A 21,955-nucleotide genomic window follows, 5' to 3' on the forward strand; every position below is an offset into this window, starting at 1 on the left:
CGCAGGTCGCGGTCAGTGGTTAAACAAGAACTCGCGACTGTTCAGCAGTGCCCAGAAAATATCTTCGAGTGACCGATTCACGTCGGTTCCTTCCGCAAACATGGGCTTCAGTGACTCCACTTCCTCAGGAAGTGGCTTCCGGCTGAGACAGCGAACATACAGTCTTTCGACAATCTGTTCCGGTGTCAGCTTTTCATTACGCATCGCGGCGATGACTCCGCCTTGCTGGATCTTCTGATTCGAAGTCTCGCCGTTCAAAAGATGCAACGCCTGCGAGAGCGTTGGCTCCATCTTCACTTCACACGAGCAGGCCGTTTCACGCGTGGCACGTCCAAAGGTTGTCAGGAAGTAGGTATTGGTCGCACCATCGGCAATCTGGACGGCTCGAGCACCGACCGGCAATTGTGGAAACTTGTCTTTGGTGCTCGTGACCTGGCTGATGATGTCGAGCATCGATTCCGCTTTGATCCGGCGAAGCGTTTGCGATGCAAAATTTCGCTCGTCGGTTTCATTGCTGGCATTCTTTTCCGTCGAGCGCTGATAGGCTTCGGAACGACAGATGTCGCGGACCAGGCTCTTGAAGTCGTAGTTGCTCTCGGTGAATCGTCGAGCCAATTCGATCAGTAGCGGATCGTTCGAAGGAGGGTTGCTGACTCGAACATCGTCAACCGGTTCGACGATCCCGATATTGAAGAAATGGTGCCAGATTCGGTTGGCAAAATTCTGTGCGAAGTAAGGATTGCGCGGCGACGCCAGCCACTCGGCCAGGACTTCGCGACGATCCTTGCCGGCCACATCGACCGGTCCGCCGCCCAGGAACACGGGGGGCATCACACGTCCGCCGACGGGATGGTTGACTTCGCCGCCGCCTGCATTGAACACGATCGTTTCTCGATAGTCCTCGCCCTGCTTGCGCCCCACTTGCTTGAAAAAAGACGCGAACGAGTAGTAGTCGTCCATGGTCCAGCGATCAAACGGATGGTTGTGGCATTGAGCGCACTGGACACGCATTCCCATGAAGATCTGGGCAACGTTTTCGCTGACCTTCAGAACGTCCGGCTCGATTTGGTAGAAGTTGGTCGCGGGGTTCTTGAACGTACCGCCGCTCGCGCCCAAAACGCTACGAACCATTTTGTCGAGCGGGACATTCTCGGCGATTTGCTCGCTAAGCCAGGTGTAATACAGCGTGATCGCCTTGGGGCTGGTGTTGATGGAGGATCGCATCATCAGCCATTCGGCCCATTTGCTCACCCAGACTTCAGTGAACTCTTTGCGGCCCAACAATTCGTCAATCAACTGGTCTCGCTTCGTCGGTTCCTGGCTGGTCATGAACCGGACGTATTCATCTTCGGTCGGAACTTGCCCCACAAGATCGACGTAAACTCGACGGAGAAAGGCTTCGTCTGACGCCCGGCCCGAGGGATCGATTCGTAGCTTCTTGAGCTTCAGATTGACCAGTTCGTCGATGTAATTCGTGGTCGGCTTGGGTGTCTCTTCGTAGACCAATCCCTTCGGCAGGACGACGAAATGCGATCCCACGGTGAAGGTCGCGAATCGCGCCATAATGAAGGCTTCGCCACGTGCGCCGGCGGTGATCACACCTTCTTGTGTGATGGTGGCCGACGTATCGTTGTTCGACTGATAGAGCGCGAGTGACGTGACGTCGCGATCGGTTCCATCAGAGTATTTCGCGCGTGCAGTGACGCGTTGAGTGGTGCCTTCACCGTCCAGAACTCCATCGCGTGGATAGATTTCCAGGCCGATACAAGTGGGCAGCTGAGCAGGATCTGCGGGACATCCAGCGGTCACCCATTCGACCAGCGTATGACACAGTTCGGAATCACGTTCGAACCGCTTTCCCCCCGTATGTGGGACGACGCCGATCGATTTTTCGATCAGCAGGCTGGTATCTGGCACGGCCAGATCGACACGTCGTCCCGGCATCTCGCGGGTAATTCGGAGATAGTCACCATCCGGATCAAATCCGAACAGTGACAGCCGGAAGCCATCCTTACCGCGTGCGGCACCGTGACAGCTACCAGTATTACAACCGGCTTTCATCCAGACCGGCATGACGTCCAGTTTGAAACTGATGGGACGCGCTTCGACGGCGCGCTCAACCTTGACTGGAATCGTCAGTGACTTTCCGCCGAATTCGACCTTCAGGTCGGTCTGCCCATCGGCCATGGGATAGAAAGTCGTTCCATCGCGGCGGCAGAGCGCGGTGTTACCGAGCGTGAATCTCGCTTCCTGGCTGACATCTCGTGTAATTCCGTCGGCGTGAACCGCTTGAACGACAATCAATTGTCGATCTTTCGCCGTCGTCAATTGAACATCGGGCGGGTACACGTTCAGTTGCACCAGCGGCGATTCCGCCACCGCGCAGGTGCTGAGAGTAATCACAGCCACCAGGGCAATGACGGCTTGAGAACAGAAAATCCGAGGCATGGCGTGGTCCCTATGCAAAAATCACTGCGCACCAGCGGGCTTTGCGTCGCCCCCTGCGGCCGCGGCGTTCTGAGCTTTTACTCGTAGTTCTTGATCAAGACGCAACTGTTCGAGTCGCGTGAGTCGCTTGGGAGGTGCCGCTTCAGGTGTCGGCATCGGTGCGGCCGCCACAACGGGAGCGGGCGCAGGCGTCGATTTGGGCGGAAGCGGTTTGTCGACACGAATCTGTCCCGTGCCAATGTTGTGAATGACAGGTTCGCCGTTTTCCGTGACGATGACCTGGCAGAACAGACTCTTATTGAGCCCCGGTGGGGCGTCGGCTTCCGCCTTCAACTTGAAGACGAGTTCCTTTGCGTCCTTGTTGAATTCGGCGGGCGTTGTGGTGACTTTGTTCGGCAAGCCCAGCAACTGAACGGTCGCATTACCCGGGAATGCGACCGGCGATTCCAGTTTGACGAAAAGTTCTGAATCGGCCCCCTGTTCGATGGCCGCCGCTTCGTAGGTGAACTTCACATACGGTTCCGCAACTCGCAGGGTGACAAATTTGGAGCAGACCATCACAGGGCCATTTCCGACAGTGGCTTCACCACGAACGGCAATTTTGTGATCTTTGACCTGGGCATTGCCGGCCGAGTTCATCGAGATCAAGGCTTCATTCTGACCTTCCGCAATCGAAACCTCCCGGCTGGAATTGACACCGTTCGGGTTCAGAATCAGTTCAATCTTGATGGGGGCCTTGAACTCGGGATCGCGTGTCGCAACGACTTTTAACGCCATCTGGCCACCCTGAACCAGAGGCACCTTGGGTTCAACGATCTCAAGTGTGAAGGGCACTCGTTGTGTCACCGTGGTTGCCAGGGCAAACGTCTGTTCCGTCCAGAAGGGAATCTGGTTCTGTCCGCGCACGAGAACCGTCGGCAGCCGGACTTCACCCGTCGGTGGGTTGGGAATATTGGGGTCGGCCAGTGTTCCCGTGATTTGCGAGAACTTCCCGGCCAGCGGTGCTTCAGGCGTCGCCGCGAGAATCAGTTGGGCCACGCCTTGGTCAGCGGCCATCCCGAAAGACTCGACCGTGACACCCGCAGGAAGATCCAGGCCTTTGAAGTCGAGTGCACCACCGAACCCGACTCGGTTGGCATTGATCAACAGTGGGAAGCGATTTCCTTGAGGAATTGCGACCTTGGGCTCGACGTACTGAACAAATTCGCTGACTCCCAACAGCGATTCGGCGACCAGCGGGCTGACTTCGATCCGGTAGTGGAAGGCGTTCCCCCCTCGGTGGAGGTGATCGCGCACTTCGAGAAAATATTCTCCGTCTTCCGGAACCCCAAATCGCAAGTAACTGTCGGGGCCAGCGTTGTCGTCGTTGCTGGCAATCGCACCGCCCTGGGCGTTGTACAGAATGAGCAGCGGATCGAGTTCCGAACGCAGGCGTCGCGCCCAGACATGAATTTCCAGCGTCTGGCCCTTTATGGCCTTGAATCCGAAGAAGTCGGCATCCGTTTTGGATGACAACACACCATTAAAAGCGATTGGCGCAACGGCTTTCGTCGCCTGCTGGATCGACTCGTTCGGTTCTTGCTCGATCGAATTCTCGAGGTCGACAATCCGGAACCGATTGCCCGAAGGAGCGATACCTCGATCATCCACTGCGAAGACGGCGTAGTCTGGTTGCGCTTTGGCGGGAATTTCGATTTCACGTGTAAATTCCCCACCGACGTCTCCCAGGAACTTGACAGCGACCTTCTGCCCAGGCTTTCCACCCGAAGGAACAATCGCCGAGGGCCGAGGATAGTTGCCGATGTGACAACGGTAGAAGCACGAGCCATTGCCGCCGTAACTGCTCTCGCGAATCTGAACGATGTACTTTCCGTCTGCGGGAGCGATGATCGAAACGACTCCATCTTGCCAGATGAGAGCCGCATCGTCGCTGGTCGCCAGCTCAAAGCGGGCTTCATTGAGAATCGCGACATAGGGGTCGAACAGGAAGTCGCCCAACCGTATTCCTTCGACTTCCGCGCTGATTCGATCACCCTTCTTTGCTTCGACGACGAAGTAGTCGACATCTTCGTTTTGAATAATGCCTTCGACCGTGACATTGTTGGCAACCGCCTGGGGCTGCTTGAATTCACTGTTCGGTTCGACTTCCATCACCGTCGGAAGAGCGCTCACACTGAGCGTTCGCAGGTCAGAGAGACCGCTTGCCGTCCGAACGCGGAGATGTTTCGTTCCCAACACGCAATCTGCGGCAATCTTCAGTTTCGCTTTGACTTGTCCGCCGTTGACGACCGTGAACTCGGTGACTTCGATTCCAGGCTCATAGATCATAAGTTCCTGGGCATCTTCCAGCCGCTGCCCGTTGAACAGGACTTCCGTCTCGATTCCGCGCTGGGCTCCTCGAGGGAGGATATTGGACAAGACGGGGCTGGCCGCCATAACAGGCGTCGACGCGCAGATCAGGATCAGGGCAAAGTAACGAATCATTGTTTATCGCCTCTCAAGACGAGATTGGTTCAACAGTTCGATCATCGCGTGTCGTGCCGTCTTTACTTCAGCCCACAGCGCGTTGCTGATCGCGGACATCTCGCTTTTCATTTGCCCGCCGCGAAGAGAGTTGCGTTCGGCGCCATTGGGCACCCGATCATGCAGCAGTTTTAATTGCCCATCCCAAGCTCGCTCGCTGGATCAGGCGAGCGAGCTCGAATGAACTATTTCCGCATGTCATCATGCCAGCAAATCTTTGATGACCTTACCACCGTCGACGATTTCGATTGGTCGATCGCCCGGTGCCATCAGTTCTTTATCCGCCACGATCCCCATGCAGTGATAGGCTGTGGTGAACAGATCTTCGGGGCCCATGGCCATTTCTTCTGGTTCCGATGCGGTGGCGTTCGACGAACCATGGATGTAGCCGCCTTTGATCCCGCCCCCGGCCAGCACGACACTGAACACCTTTGGATAGTGATCGCGCCCGGCCTGAGCGTTGATCTTTGGCGTGCGACCGAACTCAGACGACACCATGACCAGAGTTTCTTTCAGCAATCCTGTGCGTTCAAGATCATTGATGAGCGTGGCAAACGCTTGATCGAACGAAGGCATCTGATTGCGGAATCCGGCGACAATGCCCGTATGCATGTCCCAACCGCCGTAGGTCAAGTTGACCAGTCGTACACCCGCTTGCACGAGTCGTCGTGCGAGCAGCATGCGAGCACCCGCCTGATTGCGACCGTATTCGTCGCGAATTTGTGCGGGTTCTTTTTCGATATCAAACGCTTCGCGTGCGGCTTGCGAGCTGATCAAGCTGTAGGCGCGATCGTAGAACGTGTCCATGGCCCGCAGATCGTCGGACTTTTCTTTCTTCTGAAAGTGTGCGTTGACCGCTTGCAGGGCCGAACGTCGGGACGAGAATCGCCCATCATCCACGCCACTGGGAAGGTCCAGATCGCGCACTTTGAATCCACCGTCGGCTGGATCACTTCCCAGGCTGAATGGGGCAAATGCCGAGCTGAGGTAGCCGCTTCCCGCGAATTCGGTCGGCATATTGGGAATGCAGACATACGGAGGCAGATTGTTTCGCGGACCGTACTCGTGGCTGACAACCGATCCGATACAAGGGTACGTCAGCGCAGGGCTTGGGCGGTAGCCGGTAAACATGTTGTGAGTACCGCGTTCATGTGCGGCCTCACCGTGGGTCATCGAGCGGATCACGGTCAGCTTGTCGGCCACTTGGGCCGTTTTGGCCAACGTATCGCCGAAGAATTCGCCGCTGATCTTGGTCGCGACCTGGCCCATTTCGCCACGATATTCAATCGGCGCATGGGGCTTCGGATCGAACGATTCCTGATGAGCAATCCCACCCGGCAAGAAAATATGAATCAACGACTTCGCCGTCCCTTCGAAGTTCTTGTAGTCCTTCAGGTCGGCATAGGCCGCATTGCTGCGAAGAAGCTGCGGCAGCGTCAGACCAGCACCAGCGATAACTCCGACAGACAAGAAACCTCGGCGATTCAGTCGCTCGAAGTGCTGGGGGGCGCAATTCTTGGACATTCGACTTCTCCGTAAGGCTCAGAAATAATCCGGGCAGGAAGGCAGGTCCGTCAATCTGGTCGATCACGGCGTTACGCAGGCTAGTTAACCCAAGGTCGGTTCAAAACATTCGTTTTTAAGTGAACGCAATCTTGCTGGTGGCAGGAAGAATTCGATCAACCGCGAATTCTGATTTTTGGCGAGACTTTTGGCGGGCGTCTTGGCATTTCGAGCCTTACTCAAATTCCAGTGTTGCTAAACTAACCACCTCACATCAGTAAAGTCAAGTACGTTGATTGTGCGTTCCAGAACGGCGAGCGAGTTTCGGAAACCCGATTCCAGGCACCCGTTTACCGAGATCTTGCGTAAATCCACGACGACACAACCCGCGGCAACACAACCATACCGCAATTTCGTTGCCGCTGCATGACGCCCTCGGAAGACGGCAGCGCGAAGGATCGTCAAGCAAATCGAAACGACGGGCCCCTCCAGCGAGCAAGTCTCGCACCTAATTCTGCGTTTTTGATTTTGATTTCCGATGTTCCGAACGGAACGCAGCTACAGGGAACGGCCCGTTCGCTGGTTTCGTACTCGCCATTCTGTTATTTCTTTTTAATTGAGACCGGCATTCGCGGCTCGTTCTTGAAGTTCACTTTCTGTCGAAAGATTCAATGAATGGAACAATTAGTCGATAGTCTCCAGAACCTGCTTGTCGCTGGATGGGCAGTGGTTGTTTCACTTCTTGGGCTCGTTGTGCCCTGGGCACCTTTGATTGCGTGGGTGGCCTTTTGGTTGCTGGCAGTCAATTGGGAAAAGCTATATCCCGTTCTCGCCAAAGGCGGGGCGATCGGCGTGTTTCTGATTGGCTTGATGATGATCCTGGTGTGGGGCTTGATTGCCCCACCCGAAAGCGGGACCCATCATCTGTTTGGTCTTGAGCCAACGAACTTTGCTGGTAAGACAATTTACGTGACAATGCTGCTGGTCATTATGGCCTTGTGCGGATCGGTGCAGCTTTCAGGAGCCTGCGGCAAGCTGGTGAGATTCGCAGAGCCTGACCATGACCATAGTTCTGGCGGCCACGGTTCTAGCAGCCATGGTGACGATCGCCACGCGACACATGCAGTTGCCGCTCATTCACATCCCTCATCGGCGCACGGCCATTGACGTGTTCCGACTACGGGCCGACGCTGTCTGGCTCGTTCGATTCAACAATCTCAGCACGTTAACAACTGGAAGCATCTCCCTTGGGTCTTCGGTGACCTGCCAGTGAGAATGCCGGCTCAATTCGTCGACAATGAGGTTTCGCAGCGAATTGAATAGGAAGCTCGAGACGTGCTGACAACAACAATTCATACAGGCGCACGAGAAGAATGATGTTTGCAAAGCTCGGCGAGTTCATCGTCCGTGCCTGGCCAGCAGTGCTGATTGCCTGGGTCGTGGCGGTGATCTCGGCTTCGATTGCCGCACCGAGTTTGGAGCTCGTTGCGGAGACCGAAGAATTCGCGTTCCTTCCACCTGATAGCCCGAGTCTGCAGGCCGAATCGCTTTTTCGAAAGGCGTTTCCCACCGGATTTTGTCCCAGTCGAATCGTCATTGTCGCTCGACGCGACTCCGAGAAAGGGATCACCGAAGAAGATCGAAACTTTATCGACGACCGAGTCGATGAAGAGAGCCACCCCTTCGAACATCCCAATCGAAAATTTGAATTGCGCGAGCAATTGCTTCGAATTGCGAAAGAGGACGAAGAGCTCGCGGCGGAATCTGGGCGACGTGTCATTTCCAAGATCCGCACGTTTCGCGACCTTGCCGGCGGATCACTGCTGGAAAGTCACGACAAAAAAGCGATCCTGACGCTTGTCGAATTGACAACAGAGTTCATGGACAGCCGCAACCGAATCCCGGTCGGAAAAGTGGAAGAGCTGCTGAGCGACCCCGAGTTCTTGAAAGAGAAGCCCGAGGGACTTTCGATCTACCTGAGCGGTGAGGCCACCGTTGGCCGCGACATGCTCGACGCAGCCCGAAACAGCGCGAAAGCGACCGAGTGGCTGACGGTCGTCCTGGTACTGATTCTTCTGGGGGCGATCTATCGCGCTCCGCTGATGGCGATCATCCCGCTGGTGACCGTCGTCGTGGCGGTCAAGTTCTCGATGTCACTCTTGATCTTGTTCGCCCTTCGTGGCTGGGTCGTTTTGTTTCAGGGGATCGAGACCTATGTCGCGGTGCTCATGTACGGCGCAGGGGTCGACTACTGCCTGTTTCTGATTGCCCGTTATAAAGAGGAAATCGACGCAGGCGTCAGCTATGACGAAGCGGTCTCGAATTGCATTTCCAAGGTGGGGGCCGCCATCGCAGCGAGCGCCGGAACGGTGATTTGCGGAATCGGGATGATGATCTTCGCCAACTTTGGTAAGTTCCACGAAGCGGGAATTGCGATCTCGTTCGGTTTGACGATTGTGCTGATCGCCTCTCTCACCTTTACTCCGGCGCTGCTTCGACTGGCCGGGATGTGGGCCTTCTGGCCTCAGGTGCGGACCGAACGCGTTTCTTCGGGTGGCTGGATTTCGTCATCCTCGCTTCTGTCACGCCTCAGCGAGATCCATCTCATTCAGAACACCTGGGAGATCGTTGGACGGGCATTGATCCAAATGCCTATGCGGATCTGGCTGGCCAGCATCGCCCTCATGATGCCGTTCGCGGTCATTGGCGTCGTGTTCTATACCCACCTGAGTTACGGCCTGCTTTCGGATCTCAGTTACCATTCGCCCAGTGTCCGCGGGACGCGGGTTGTCCAAGAGCATTTTCCAGCTGGTGCCACCGGCTCGATTACGGTTCTGCTGCAAAACGAAAACGTCGACTTTTCAGATCGAGAAACGGGCTTTGCCTACATCGATGAGCTGACACAAAGCTTGTACGACCGTAAAGACGAACTGCAACTGGCAATCATTCGTAGCGTCGCATTTCCCATTGATCGACGCTGGGAAGATGAACCAGCCGGACTAAACAAGGCAGGGACCCTGAAACGCTCGAAGCAGTTTTATGTGTCTGACGAGTACTTGCCGAATCATGTGACGCGGATGGAGATCACCGCGGAAGTCGACCCGTTCGCGCGCGACAGCATGAATCACCTGACACGGCTTGAGAACGAAATCGCTCGCTTGATGCCCGCCGGCCTGAAAGACGGCACCAAGATTTTTGTCTCGGGCTCGGCAGCCAGCATTCGCGACTTGAAAGCCGTCACGGATGGCGACCAGGTGCGAATTGATTTGCTGGTTGTGGTCGGGGTGTTCGTCATTCTCGTGCTGCTGCTCAGGAAAGTCGCACTGTGTACCTACCTGATCCTGACGGTTCTGTTCAGTTACCTGGTGGCACTCGGCGTGACGTACTCGTTCTTCTCGCTGACCGATCCGCAGTTCGCGGGGCTGGATTGGAAGGTGCCAATGTTCTTGTTCACCATCCTGATCGCGGTCGGTGAAGACTACAACATTTTCCTGATGACGCGGATTGAAGAAGAGCAGGTTGAGCATGGTCCCGTGAAGGGAGTCGTGGAAGCACTCTCAAAGACAGGGCGGATCATTTCGAGTTGTGGGATCATTATGGCGGGGACATTCGCATCACTGTGCGCGGGATCTCTCAAAGGAATGATCCAACTAGGCTTCGCGCTGGCGTTTGGAGTGTTGCTCGATACGTTCGTGGTGCGTCCGATCCTAGTTCCTGCCTATCTGGTCTTGTTGCATAGTGGTCGCTTCGGCCGTTTTGGTGCGTGGTTAGGTGGACCCGTGCCCGAACCCGCTGCAACCGATTCCCCAGCGCCCTAATCGGGTACTTCCACTTCCAATTGAAATCTCGACTCCATGACGACAGACCGGCTTGCGACGCGTCGGCATAAGCTCGTTCAATCACTGCGTAAGGCGGGTCTTTCCGCGTTACTGGTAACGAACCCCAAAAACGTGACATACCTCACCGGGTTTACGGGCGAGGACTCGTATCTGATTATCGGGACAGACGTTCTTTGCATTTTCAGTGACAGCCGATTTGAGACACAGCTCAAGAGTGAATGCCCGAACATTCCGGCCGAAATTCGGACGTCGCGAACGACGATGATTGAGTTCTTGGTGCGCGAATTTCCGAAATTTGGTCTGTCCCACCTGGGGATCGAAGCATCCTCAATGACCGTCGCAGTCCATGACACGCTTGCGGAAAAGTTGGCTAAAATTGAGCTTGTGCCACTGACGGGACAAGTCGAGGATTTACGACAGATTAAGGATGCCGACGAGATCGAGGAATTACGTCTGGCGGTCAAGCAGGCGGAGTCAGGCTACGGATTGATGAAGTCGTTGTTGATTCCTGAAATGACCGAGCGCCAGGCGGCACACGAGCTGGAGCATGGAATGCGTCGTTTTGGCGCACTTCGAGCCGCGTTCGAACCGATTATCGCCGTTGGAGATCGATCTGCGCTCCCTCATTACCGAGCGGGTCTCAGACGATTTGACGAATCGCCATTCACCCTTTGTGACTGGGGCGCCGTCAGCCCCAAGGGGTACCACAGTGACTTGACGCGAGTTTGGGCCACCGGTAAAGTCCCGCCCAAACTCCACAGGATATATGAAGTTGTGTTGAATGCACAACAAGCTGCGATTGCAGCGATTCGCCCTGGAATGAAATGTCAAGACGTCGATGGAGTCGCTCGTAAGGTGATCGATCAGGCGGGTTACTCCAAGTACTTTGGTCACGGTCTGGGTCATGGAATTGGCCTGGACATTCATGAGGGACCGCGACTGAGTCCCATTTCCACCGACGAGCTGAAGTCCGGCATGGTAGTCACGGTTGAACCAGGTATCTATCTTCCAGGCTTCGGAGGCGTCCGAATTGAAGATGATGTGCTCGTCACGCGAGACGGCTATGAAGTGCTGACTTCCGTACCACGTGAATTGGGAGGCGTGAACTCGTGAAACGAGCACCGAGGGAGATTTCCCCCAAACCGACAAAAAGGAAAGCTATGGCTGAACCGACCTCAACGGGAGATGCTCCGTTCGACCTCAACAAACTTCAACAGCTCGTCGAAATGATGGAAAAGCACGGGTTGAGCGAAGTGCATTTGCGGCGCGGAGACGAACAGTGGCGATTGCGACGAGGTGCAAAGGAAACATTGCAGTTCGTCCCACAACAACCCGCATACTTTGCACCTCAGGCGGCCCCCGCGACACCTCCGACTGTCGCAGCCACGGCCCCCGCGCCTGCCCCAGCCGCCTCCGCTGCCCCGGCTGCCCCGGCTGACGCGGGTGGGTTGCTGATCAAGAGCCCAACGATCGGAACATTTTACGCGACGCCGACGCCGACAGATCCACCGTTTGTGTCCGTAGGGTCGGTGGTCACGCCTGAAACTGTCGTCTGTACAATTGAACAGATGAAAGTCTTCAATCAGATTCAGGCCGGAGTCTCTGGTACGATTACCGCAGTGCTTGTGAAGAGCGGCGATGCGGTCGAGTTCGATACACCACTGTTCCGCTATAAGAGTTGAACGTCCGGGCCACGACTGTTATTCACCGGCATGTGATCGTTGCGCCGCACGGTAAAGCAGAGTTCTGACAATTGCCAGCCTGCTGCGTGTGTGCCGCGTGCCGAACGTCTTTCGTCTCCGAACACAGAATCGTCTCGCTCAATGTTCCAGCGAATCCTGGTTGCGAATCGGGGTGAGATTGCCCTGCGTGTTTTCCGTGCCTGTCGTGAGATGGGCATCGAAACTGTCGCCGTGTGCAGTGCCGCCGACCGAGGTGCCGATTATTTGAATGCCGCCAATGAGTCGATCTGCATCGGCCCGGCGGCAGCAAATCAAAGCTACCTCGTTATCAAAAACATCATCGCCGCGGCCGAAATCGGCAACGTGCAGGCTATCCATCCCGGATATGGATTTCTTTCCGAGAACGAACACTTCGCCGAAGTCTGTCGAGAATGCAAGATCGAGTTCATCGGGCCATCGGTCGACGCCATGGCCAAGCTCGGTGATAAGGTCACAGCCAAAGAGATCGCCAAAAGCGCCAAGGTCAATCTGGTGCCCGGCAGCGACGGCCTGATCACAGACGAGGCCGAGGCGGTCGCGATTGCCGAAAAGATCGGTTACCCCGTGCTGATCAAAGCCACAGCGGGGGGCGGCGGCAAGGGGATGCGTGTCGCGCGAAACGACATCTCGCTGAAAGCGGGGCTCAAAGCAGCCGCGATGGAAGCCGAAAAAGCGTTCAATAACGCGGGCGTCTATCTCGAGAAGTACATCGAGAATCCACGACACGTCGAAGTGCAAATCATTGCCGACTTGCATGGCGAGGTTGTCCACCTGTGGGAACGCGATTGTTCGTCGCAGCGTCGCCACCAGAAATTGATCGAAGAATCGCCGGCACCGAATCTGCCTCAATCCGTGCGGGAAGATATCTGCAAGGCCGCAGTTCGCCTGATTCAAACGGCCAGCTATACCAACGCCGGCACTGTCGAGTTCATCGTCGACAAGAACAATCAGTTCTATTTCATCGAAGTGAACGCTCGAATCCAGGTCGAGCATCCCGTGACGGAAATGGTCACAGGCATCGATTTGATTCAGCAGCAGATCAAGGTGGCGTCAGGGGAACCGCTTCCCTGGAAGCAACGAAATATTCCCTGTAACGGTGCGGCCATCGAAGTCCGCATCAATGCGGAAGACCCAAACAACGATTTCCGTCCATCCCCGGGCAAGATCACGAAGCTTCGCGTTCCGGGTGGCCACGGCGTTCGTTGGGACTCGCATATTCACGAGGGATATGTCGTCGGACCGTACTATGATTCGATGATCGGCAAGTTGATCGTTCACAAACCCACTCGTCCAGAAGCCATCGCGTGCCTTAAGCGCTGTCTGGATGAATTTGTGATCGAAGGAATCAAGACAACCATTCCATTGCTGAAGCGAATTTTGAACCATACCGCCTTCGTCGAAGGCAAGATGGACACCACGTTCATCGAACAACAGTTGCTCGTCAAATAGTGACGACGGAGACAGGCTTCACCTGGGTGCCAGAATTTGGCCGGGCAGACCGAGACCAGGATCATTCGGTCGCCGAGACTCTTCGAGAGAGAAGGAAAGACGGATATGAAGGTTGGAATGCTGACAGGCGGCGGCGATTGCCCCGGTTTGAACCCAGTGATCCGCGGTGTCGTTCGTTCGATAATCAATGCTGGTGGTGAGTGCGTCGGATTCATCAATGGATGGAAAGGCGCAATCAACGGCGTCACGATGCCACTGACCATCGAAAATACCGACGATATCATCAGCAAGGGCGGTACGATCCTGGGTTCGTCACGAACGAATCCCTACAAGGAAAAAGATCGCGACGTGCCGAAGCTGCTTGACTCTTACAAGAAGCTGGGTCTCGACGCCCTGGTTGCGATCGGCGGTGATGACACCCTGGGTGTCGCCAACAAGTTGTATAACGACTACAAGCTGAACACGGTTGGCTGCCCTAAGACGATCGACAACGACCTGAGTTGCACGGACGTGACGTTCGGTTTCGACACCGCCATCAACATCGCGATGGAAGCGACCGAACGCGTCCGTACCACGGTGGAATCGCATCGACGCATTGGCGTCATCGAAACCATGGGACGCCATGCTGGTTGGATTGCGTGCGAAGTCGCCATGGCCGTCGGAGCAGACTATGTTCTGCTTCCCGAAATCCCGGTAAACATCGACGAGATGTGTGCCGTGCTGAAGAAGCGCCGTGAAGCGGGCAAGCAATGGGGAATGGTTGTTGTCAGCGAAGGCGCGAAGCTGATCGGAGGCGACAAGACCGTGACTCAAACCGCGAAAGTCGATGCATTCGGTCACGAACAACTCGGCGGGATCGGCCAATTGGTCGCTCAGTTGATCGAAGAGAAAACGGGCATTGAAACCCGTGATGTGGTTTTAGGCCATATTCAACGCGGTGGATCACCGACCGCGTTCGATCGAATTCTCGGTACGCGACTCGGTCTCGGCGCCGGGCGACTCGTGCAAGAGAAGAAATTCGGTCGCATGGTCGCGCTGGCTGGCACCAAGATTATCGACGTTGCACTGGCGGATGCCGTGGGACAAATGAAGGTCGTCAGCCAGGACTGGATCGACGACGTTTACGCGTTCTCGAAGTAGTTTTGACAACGTCATCGCCAGACGTCGGTTTCCCCCGCGTGCCATTCGTTCGAACAAATCTGCGTCGTGTCGCAAGTTCGATCTGTTGGAATGGGAGCGATGGAAGAACCCAATCTGCTGATGCGCTGGACCATTTACTTTTTCGCGGGTGGAAGCTCGGCGATCTGGGGCGCGATTGTTCTCGCAATCGTCCTGACGCTGAGCCTCCGTCCAAGAGAAAGGCGATTCGTTTCTCCGGTGATCCGATTGTGCCTCGCGGTCATCAGCATCGCGTGCATCGTCTGCGGATCACCACCGGTTCCGGTGTGGTTTCAGTACCTGGGATCCCTCTGGTTAGTGGTTGCCCTTAGCTCGCTGAGCTTTCACGCGTCCAACGGCCCATCGACAACAGCTCATCGCGACTTTCAAAACGCCTTCGCAGTACGCCTGTGGCGGCTCAGCCCTGCGATCTGGCTCTCGGGATTCCTGTTATTGGAATTGCCCTGGCAGCCGATGCCGCCTGTCACGCCACCCGTTCGTCAAATCCTGGTAGTTGGCGATTCGGTCACTGCCGGACTGAACGATCACGAGGTTACCTGGCCTCGGCTGTTAGCTCAGGACGCGCAGGTTGACGTGTTTGATGCGTCGCAACCGGGCGCCACGCTCAAATCGGCGCGGATGCAGAATCGTCTTTTTCTAAATCGACCGGGCACGCTCGTATTGGAAATCGGGGGCAACGATCTCTTGGAAGGATTGCCGGTTGCCGAGTTTGAACGTCACCTGAGCGAGCTTTTGCAAGAGGTTGTCCAGCCAGACCGAATGGTCATCATGCTGGAATTGCCACTTCCGCCAGCCTGTGCGCGGTACGGAGCGGCCCAGCGACGTCAGGCGCAACGGTATGGTGCGAAGCTGGTTCCGAAGCGAATGTTCGCGTCTGTACTGACAACGAAAGGTTCAACCGTCGACGGAATCCATCTCTCATCCGCCGGACAGACGTTGATGAAATCGCGTGTCGAGTCATTGCTTGGATCGTCACTCGCCGCGGGCTCTGGAAATTATTACCGCCTTGAGCGTGGGGAGCGTGCGGGTATCTTGGACACTCCTCCGCATTATTGATGCCCCAAGCAGGGACTTCCGCCAATTCTGACTCAGGTCATTCTGCGGCGATGACTCATTCGCTGGGCGACGATTCGTTCGGTCACAGGCTTTGGCGAGTTGTCGCCGCGCAGCAGTCCCGCGTTGGGAAATTCATGCAAGGTGCTGTCAGAAAAATTGGGCAGGAAGACGCCCGCGATCCGAGGCTTTGCAACCAACAGCTCCAACATCTGATCGATCCAGTCGGCCTGATGGCTTTCATCCGTGGCACCCGCCCAGATCTGAGGATTGACCGCAAGCGGATTCGATGCCAAGGGGTCCGCCAGCGCGGCCGAGGGGCAGACCAACGTGACATAGATCGGCACGTCCAATGTTGTCCACGCATCGATCAAGCGCGATGTATCTAATAGATCGCGTCGCGATGAACCGTACGTCTTGTAGCCCAGCGCCAATTCCAAGTTGACTCCCGACAGTCCGACGCCGGCTCGAATCAACGCGTCGACGGCTTGTAGAGGAGACAGCCGATGTTGGCCGCGTGATTGATAGTCACCCCAAGGCTGATCGATGCGAATGATCAGTTGCGCTTCTTCATCGACCTGACGTGCGACGTCCAGCACGCGCGCCGTCAACGTCAGGCGCGTCTCTTCGTTGAGTCCCATCGCACCGCCCGTGTTCATCCGCGAGCAGATTTCCCACACGCGAATTCGACCGACGTAACGCGCGATCGCGGTCTCGACGAAATCGCAAACAAAGCTCTGCAGATTCAGAACATCATGCTCCCAACGGCTGAGCCAGCCTGGCATGCTGTTGCTGCCCAGGTCGAGCAGCGGTCCACCCCGGACCATCAGCTTCTGGGATTCACACCAATCCAGTTGCTTGTCGGTCGCTTCCCAGTTGTATTCACCTTCGATCGCTTCGATGACCTTCCAAGGAACCGAGACGGTCGAGGTATTGAAGAGCGTTCCATACAGGACGTGCGTCGCGGGTGGAGGGAGCGTACCGAGGATTTCACAACCGATGGAAATCGGTAACGAACCGAATCGCTGCAGGCGTCCCGCGAGCGATTGTGAGGCATAGGACTGCGCCAAGATCTCGGCAGCCTGGCACGCAAACCGGATCGCTTCGTTCGCGAGCCTGCAGGCCTCGTCCGGCTGGTTCTGCGATGATGCCGCCCGAAAAAACGCGCGATGTGCAGCCCGATGCGGCCCCGCAAATTCGGGCGGAACGCGTAGTCCGGCGAGTTCCCATTGTGCCAGTTGATTGCGGACTTGAACGATTTTTCCGCGTGCGAGTTCCACGACCAGTTCGTATGGCGCTTCGCGTTCGGGAAGTGACGCGGTCGATATGATCATCCGGCCGAATCCTTCCACCGGCCAGACTACGTGAAATTTGACGCTTTCTGACGACGTGCGCCGACAACCGACAAGATTGTTCTCGAGCTCAATCTTCGTGGGAAAGACTCGGCCATCGGCTCCTGTCAAGAAACCGGCATGGACCTCGGGCCAGTCGTTAAACGTCGTGGCGGGGTGGACGGCAAAGCGAATCAACCCCATCGCGGCTCCGAGATGCGTCAAAAAAGTAAGAAACCGGGAGATCCGCCGACGCCAGCAGTTTGGCAAGGGTGATCGGAATTCAACAACTTCAAAAATCGGAGTGAGACATCGGGGGAGAATCGACGAAGGGCACTCCACGCTCCGCCAGTGTAGTCCTGCGAACCGTGTTCTTCAAGAAGTCAGGGATCACACCCGCAGGAGCCCACTTCCCGCGAAGGTTCGGCCCGACAGGATTGGTTTCGAATGCCATTTGGTGTAGGGTTGTCGACGTCGATCGGACCGCAGTCATTGGATTTGTCACCCACCCAGAATTCAGGTTGGCATCAGGTTCGAATGGCGTGTCGTTCGGCATCCCGATTGTTCCGTTTCGAAGCCGCTGATCCTGACTTCCCAACTTCGATTGAAATTCTCTGTAACCATGGCGCAACGCTCAAAAGTTCCACTTTTACAAAGTGAACTTCCCGGAAGAACTCCCTTTCGAGGGAAAGTTCGAGATGTCTACGACTTCGGCGATCGGTTGCTATTCATTGCCACCGACCGTATCAGTGCGTTTGACTGGATTCTACCGACCGGAATTCCGGACAAGGGGCGCGTCCTCACGCAGCTCAGTCGTTTCTGGTTTGACCTTCTTCAGGTCCCCCACCATCTGGTCAGCATGGATCCCGCGGACGTTCCATTGCCAACCGGGACGGACATCGACGCCCTACAGGGACGCAGCATGATCGTGCGGAAGACGAAAGTCTTCCCAATTGAATGCGTCGTTCGCGGTTACCTGTCAGGATCAGGCTGGAAGGAGTACAAAGGGAAGCAGACGGTCTGCGACCTTCCACTGCCGTCCGGGTTGACGGAAAGCCATCAATTACCCGAGCCAATCTTTACTCCCGCAACCAAAGCAGAGAGCGGTCATGACGAGAATATTTCATTCGAACGGATGACCGAAATTCTCGGAACAGATCGATCGCAGGAACTGCGGAAGTTCAGCCTGTCGATTTATACGAAAGCGGCGGACTTCGCGCGATCGCGCGGGATCATTATCGCGGACACAAAGTTTGAATTCGGACTCGTTGACGACCAGGTCATTTTGATCGATGAAGTTTTGACACCGGATAGTTCGCGATTCTGGCCTGCCGATCGGTATCAAGCGGGCGGACCGCAGCCGAGTTTCGACAAGCAGTTCGTGCGCGATTGGCTGGAGTCGACGACTTGGGACAAGAATAGTCCGCCGCCAGCTATTCCCGATGAAGTGGTCACGCAGACGCGGGACAAGTATGTCGAAGCCTATGAGCGGCTGACAGGAACCACGTTCGCCTGGAAATGAACGAACTATGCGGCGCCTGTCCCTCGTCTTTGGATCACTGTCTCTGGGCGCCAAGCTACAGACATTGGCGGTCGCATTGATTCTGGCATGGTATGCCTGGTTCGATTATCGGCTGGGCAGGTGGCCCGTCACGGTGGGAATTATTCTCTTCAGCGTTCTCGTCGGCTGGTTGCTCAGACCTTTAATGAGAGCCTATCCACAGCGAACGTCGCAAGTGTGGAGAATCTTGAGCATCGCCTTCGTGCTGACCTATATGTTGGCGCAGGGCCAATGGTGGTGGCGACTGTTGATTCGACATTATCTGTGCGAGTATTTCTGGTGGCAGGTTTTCAGTTGTGGGTACTGGTTCATCTCTGATCTACGGCTCGATCAAGAGCGTGACGGAGCGGCACGCGGGCGTGAAAGTTCGTCTGCTGATGACGCGTGGCGACACGATCCTTTTAACGAACAATCCTGACGATCGTTTTTTCACATGACGCCGGGCCCGGATATGGCCTGCGGATGATTTTTTTGGAGACGAACTGATGCAGTTGCAGCGGCTGAACGAAATTTTGGCACGGTTTCCTCAGCAACGAATCGCCGTGTTGGGTGACTTCTTTCTGGACAAGTATCTGGAAGTGTCACCCGAGCTGGCGGAACCAAGCCTCGAAACCGGTCGGGTCGCACATCAGGTGATGTCAATCCGGCGTTACCCAGGGGCGGCAGGGACGGTTGTGAATAATCTGGCTGCATTGGGCGCTGGAACACTGCACGCAGTCGGAGCGGTGGGTGACGATGGAGAAGCGTTCGATCTCTGCCAGGGACTGCACAAGATCGGGTGCTCGACCGAAGGGTTACTGCGGTGTCCCGAACTGATGACACCCACCTATCTCAAACCCTGTGATCAGAATGTCGCCGGACTTGCGGGCGAACATTCGCGTTACGATACAAAGAATCGTGTTTCCACGCCGGCATCGATTGTCGAACGCATCGGTCATGAACTGGAACGCGTGCTGCCCACAGTCGATGCGCTGCTGATCATGGATCAAGTCGATATGGAAGACTGCGGCGTGGTCACAGCAAAGCTGCGGGCGCGCGTAGCGGAATTGGCCCGACAATTCCCGAAGGTCATTTTCTGGGCGGATAGCCGACGATTCATTCGCCAATTCCGCAACACCATGATCAAGGCGAATCAGTTCGAAGCAGTCCATCGCCTGAATCCCGCTGTGGGAGAAGAGATTCCGCAGGACGAGCTGCGTCGCCTGATCCCGGCGCTTCGCTCGGAGATTGGTGCAACAGTCTTCGTGACCTGCGGCGATCGTGGGATTCTGGTGAGCGATCCTGATGTCACGCTGGTCCCAGGCGTCAAAGTGACCGGCCCAATCGATCCGACCGGTGCCGGCGACAGCGCTTCGGCGGGGGCAGTGATGTCGCTGTGTAGCGGCGCCACCCCGGCTGAAGCGGCGCTCATTGCCAACCTTGTTGCTTCGACGACAGTTCAACAATTAGGAACGACGGGAACCGCGTCGCCCGATCAGGTTCGTGCGGCACTCGCGGTGTGGCAATCTCAACATCCAACCGGCTTATCGAACTGAGATGGTGACGGTTGCCTGCCTGGAATTATCCGCGGCCTGGAAGACTTCCAGGGATCTGGAATATTCACTGGGACCAGAAATCCGCAGTCTGTCGGTCGTCTCGCGAATTCGCGCCGGGTATGCTTTGAGTCTGTTACGAACAGTCCGTTTTACCTTGATAGCTTCAACGAGGGTTCCATGAATTGCGCTGTTGTCGATCGATTCCGACAATTCGGTACTCCGATTGTCTGTAGCCTGATCGTTCTCGTCTCGACGGTTGCCGCAGCAGAACCGGTTGTCGTCACCAAGGCCTTCATCGACGGGACCGGGCCCGGTTGGCGTTCTTTGGGTGAAGCGGACTTTGAGAATGTGAACACCGACCCCGACACCTGGACCTGGAAAGAGGACGGTGTTTTTTGCAAAGGCACCCCGGTCGGCGTGACGCGTTCAAAGAAGAAGATCACCAACTTTGAGATGGTCGCCACGTGGAAACACCTGAAATCAGGTGGAAATTCGGGCATCTTCGTTTGGGCGTCGGAAGAAGCGCTCACCGGCCTTAAGCCGAATTCGTTACCGCCAGGTGGGATCGAGGTTCAAGTTCTAGATCACGGCTATGCCAAAGCCTACGAAGAGCAAAATGGCAAGAAGCCCGATTGGTTCACCACCAATGGTGACGTTTTTCCCGTTGGCAAATCCAATATGAAGCCGTTCGCTCCCGTCGCACCGGATGGTCGACGCAGCTTCCCGACGAAGAATCTGAGCAAGGGAATTGGCGAATGGAATCACTACTACATTCGCGCGATCAACGGTGAAGTGCGTCTGTGGGTCAATGGCGAAGAAGTGTCGGGCGGATCGAACTGCGAACCGAATACAGGATACTTGTGCCTGGAATCCGAAGGAGCCCCGATCGAGTTCAAGGGCCTGCGAATTCGCGAACTGCCTTAACCGATTGTCTTGGCTCGGACACACTCGTCGCGCACTTGCTCTCTGACAACAAGTTCCCGCGAGTCGTCCGCAGGCTTGTTGGCCCTTTTGCAACGCGTTCGACGACTGGTGCGTTCAGATTGTGAACGTCACTAGTTTTGATAAGTCCAGCCGCCGACAACGTTGGGCGTGATGTAGCCAGTGGACAGATTGCTCCACTGGTTATTCGCCGGGCCGATGTAGGTATTCGGAGACATATAGCCACCCCATGTCGTAGGCGGTTGCGTACGATTGAATGACTGGAAGAGATCCAGATTCTGCGGCGGCTGCCTGAGATTGTTCCAGGTGTTGAACTGCGATCCGTTGTAGTTATTCGGGGACGTGTACTGTCCTTGCGAATAGTTCGCGTGCGTCATCGTATAGCCACCAGAGGGATTCTGCAGTTGTTGCAGAGTCGGTCGGACTGCCTGGTTGCCAGCCGTCTGCAGTGAGCTGCCGGCCGCAGTCGGATCGGAATGCGCGCCGTCGGCAGGCAAGACACCGGGAACTGTGCCCGTTGCCGATCGCTCCGCTCCGTCAGCGGTTGCCGCGGGATTGGACGCGTCTGGGGACCATTGCGTCTTGGCCACTAGGGACTGCTGGAACACAAACGTCACAGGCCGTCGTCGTTGCTGCGCGGCGGCAGGCACGACGCTGGAAATGACAAGCAGTCCGATGAACGTGACCAGGGTGAGTCGATGCATGAATGAACCTCCATGCCGCGCGGGCTGACTTTCTCTGAAGAGATCTGACAGTAGAATTCGGTTAAATCGTTGGCGTCTGTGTTCTGAACTCGAAGTTTCTTGGCGCTTCACACACGAGATCCTGCAATTCGTCGGTGTAACAGGATTTGTCGGCCTCGATCAGCTCC

At 56.0% G+C, this 21,955-nt stretch carries 16 protein-coding genes; 11 read left to right on the forward strand and 5 right to left on the reverse strand.

Annotation, left to right across the window (positions count from 1 at the left end):
- Positions 1-12: 12 nt before the first annotated feature.
- From OSO_RS0111250 to OSO_RS0111265, 3 genes are all read right to left on the reverse strand, one after another.
- Positions 13-2,448, reverse strand: a complete 2,436-nt coding sequence (locus OSO_RS0111250; protein WP_010583445.1) for a DUF1549 and DUF1553 domain-containing protein — start codon at positions 2,446-2,448, stop codon at positions 13-15.
- A 21-nt stretch (positions 2,449-2,469) separates the two neighbouring features.
- Complete coding sequence (locus OSO_RS0111255) at positions 2,470-4,932, reverse strand: PPC domain-containing protein (RefSeq protein ID WP_010583446.1); 2,463 nt, start codon at positions 4,930-4,932, stop codon at positions 2,470-2,472.
- Positions 4,933-5,172: 240 nt separating this feature from the next.
- Positions 5,173-6,495, reverse strand: coding sequence for a DUF1501 domain-containing protein (locus OSO_RS0111265; protein ID WP_010583447.1), 1,323 nt, complete (start codon positions 6,493-6,495; stop codon positions 5,173-5,175).
- 654 nt (positions 6,496-7,149) lie between these two features.
- On the opposite strand from OSO_RS0111265, the gene OSO_RS0111275 reads away from it, so the two are divergent.
- The 7 genes from OSO_RS0111275 (at position 7,150) to OSO_RS0111305 (ending at position 15,718) form a co-directional block, all read left to right on the forward strand.
- Positions 7,150-7,641, forward strand: coding sequence for a hypothetical protein (locus tag OSO_RS0111275; protein ID WP_010583449.1), 492 nt, complete (start codon positions 7,150-7,152; stop codon positions 7,639-7,641).
- Between the two features lie 206 nt (positions 7,642-7,847).
- Positions 7,848-10,292, forward strand: a complete 2,445-nt coding sequence (locus OSO_RS0111280) for an MMPL family transporter (protein WP_237729275.1) — start codon at positions 7,848-7,850, stop codon at positions 10,290-10,292.
- A gap of 36 nt (positions 10,293-10,328) precedes the next feature.
- Positions 10,329-11,426 carry a M24 family metallopeptidase gene (locus OSO_RS0111285; protein WP_010583451.1) on the forward strand — a complete coding sequence of 366 codons (1,098 nt, stop codon included), beginning with the start codon at positions 10,329-10,331 and terminating at the stop codon, positions 11,424-11,426.
- Positions 11,427-11,473: 47 nt separating this feature from the next.
- Positions 11,474-11,995, forward strand: coding sequence for an acetyl-CoA carboxylase biotin carboxyl carrier protein (gene accB, locus OSO_RS0111290; protein WP_010583452.1), 522 nt, complete (start codon positions 11,474-11,476; stop codon positions 11,993-11,995).
- Between the two features lie 141 nt (positions 11,996-12,136).
- The gene (accC, locus tag OSO_RS0111295; protein WP_010583453.1) at positions 12,137-13,483 is read left to right on the forward strand and encodes an acetyl-CoA carboxylase biotin carboxylase subunit; all 1,347 of its coding nucleotides are present in this window, start codon (positions 12,137-12,139) and stop codon (positions 13,481-13,483) included.
- Between the two features lie 105 nt (positions 13,484-13,588).
- On the forward strand, positions 13,589-14,623 hold the full coding sequence (locus OSO_RS0111300; RefSeq protein ID WP_010583454.1) for a 6-phosphofructokinase: 1,035 nt from the start codon (positions 13,589-13,591) through the stop codon (positions 14,621-14,623).
- Positions 14,624-14,722: 99 nt separating this feature from the next.
- The gene (locus OSO_RS0111305; RefSeq protein WP_010583455.1) at positions 14,723-15,718 is read left to right on the forward strand and encodes an SGNH/GDSL hydrolase family protein; all 996 of its coding nucleotides are present in this window, start codon (positions 14,723-14,725) and stop codon (positions 15,716-15,718) included.
- Positions 15,719-15,750: 32 nt separating this feature from the next.
- Here the strand turns inward: OSO_RS0111305 and OSO_RS0111310 are convergent, their stop codons facing one another.
- Entirely contained in the window at positions 15,751-17,250 is a 1,500-nt protein-coding gene (locus tag OSO_RS0111310; protein ID WP_010583456.1) for an endo-1,4-beta-xylanase, read from the reverse strand.
- Positions 17,251-17,668: 418 nt separating this feature from the next.
- Here OSO_RS0111310 and OSO_RS0111320 point away from each other — a divergent pair, with 418 nt between their 5' ends.
- The 4 genes from OSO_RS0111320 (at position 17,669) to OSO_RS0111335 (ending at position 21,066) form a co-directional block, all read left to right on the forward strand.
- Entirely contained in the window at positions 17,669-18,568 is a 900-nt protein-coding gene (locus OSO_RS0111320; RefSeq protein ID WP_010583458.1) for a phosphoribosylaminoimidazolesuccinocarboxamide synthase, read from the forward strand.
- 7 nt (positions 18,569-18,575) lie between these two features.
- On the forward strand, positions 18,576-19,025 hold the full coding sequence (locus OSO_RS0111325) for a hypothetical protein (RefSeq protein WP_010583459.1): 450 nt from the start codon (positions 18,576-18,578) through the stop codon (positions 19,023-19,025).
- Between the two features lie 67 nt (positions 19,026-19,092).
- Complete coding sequence (locus tag OSO_RS0111330; RefSeq protein WP_010583460.1) at positions 19,093-20,142, forward strand: bifunctional heptose 7-phosphate kinase/heptose 1-phosphate adenyltransferase; 1,050 nt, start codon at positions 19,093-19,095, stop codon at positions 20,140-20,142.
- Positions 20,143-20,319: 177 nt separating this feature from the next.
- Entirely contained in the window at positions 20,320-21,066 is a 747-nt protein-coding gene (locus OSO_RS0111335) for a 3-keto-disaccharide hydrolase (protein ID WP_010583461.1), read from the forward strand.
- Between the two features lie 131 nt (positions 21,067-21,197).
- Here the strand turns inward: OSO_RS0111335 and OSO_RS0111340 are convergent, their stop codons facing one another.
- Positions 21,198-21,788 (reverse strand): hypothetical protein, encoded by a 591-nt coding sequence (locus OSO_RS0111340; protein WP_010583462.1) that lies wholly within the window; start codon positions 21,786-21,788, stop codon positions 21,198-21,200.
- Positions 21,789-21,955: the final 167 nt, after the last annotated feature.

Origin of the sequence: Schlesneria paludicola DSM 18645, assembly GCF_000255655.1 — a bacterium.
Lineage (GTDB): Bacteria > Planctomycetota > Planctomycetia > Planctomycetales > Planctomycetaceae > Schlesneria > Schlesneria paludicola.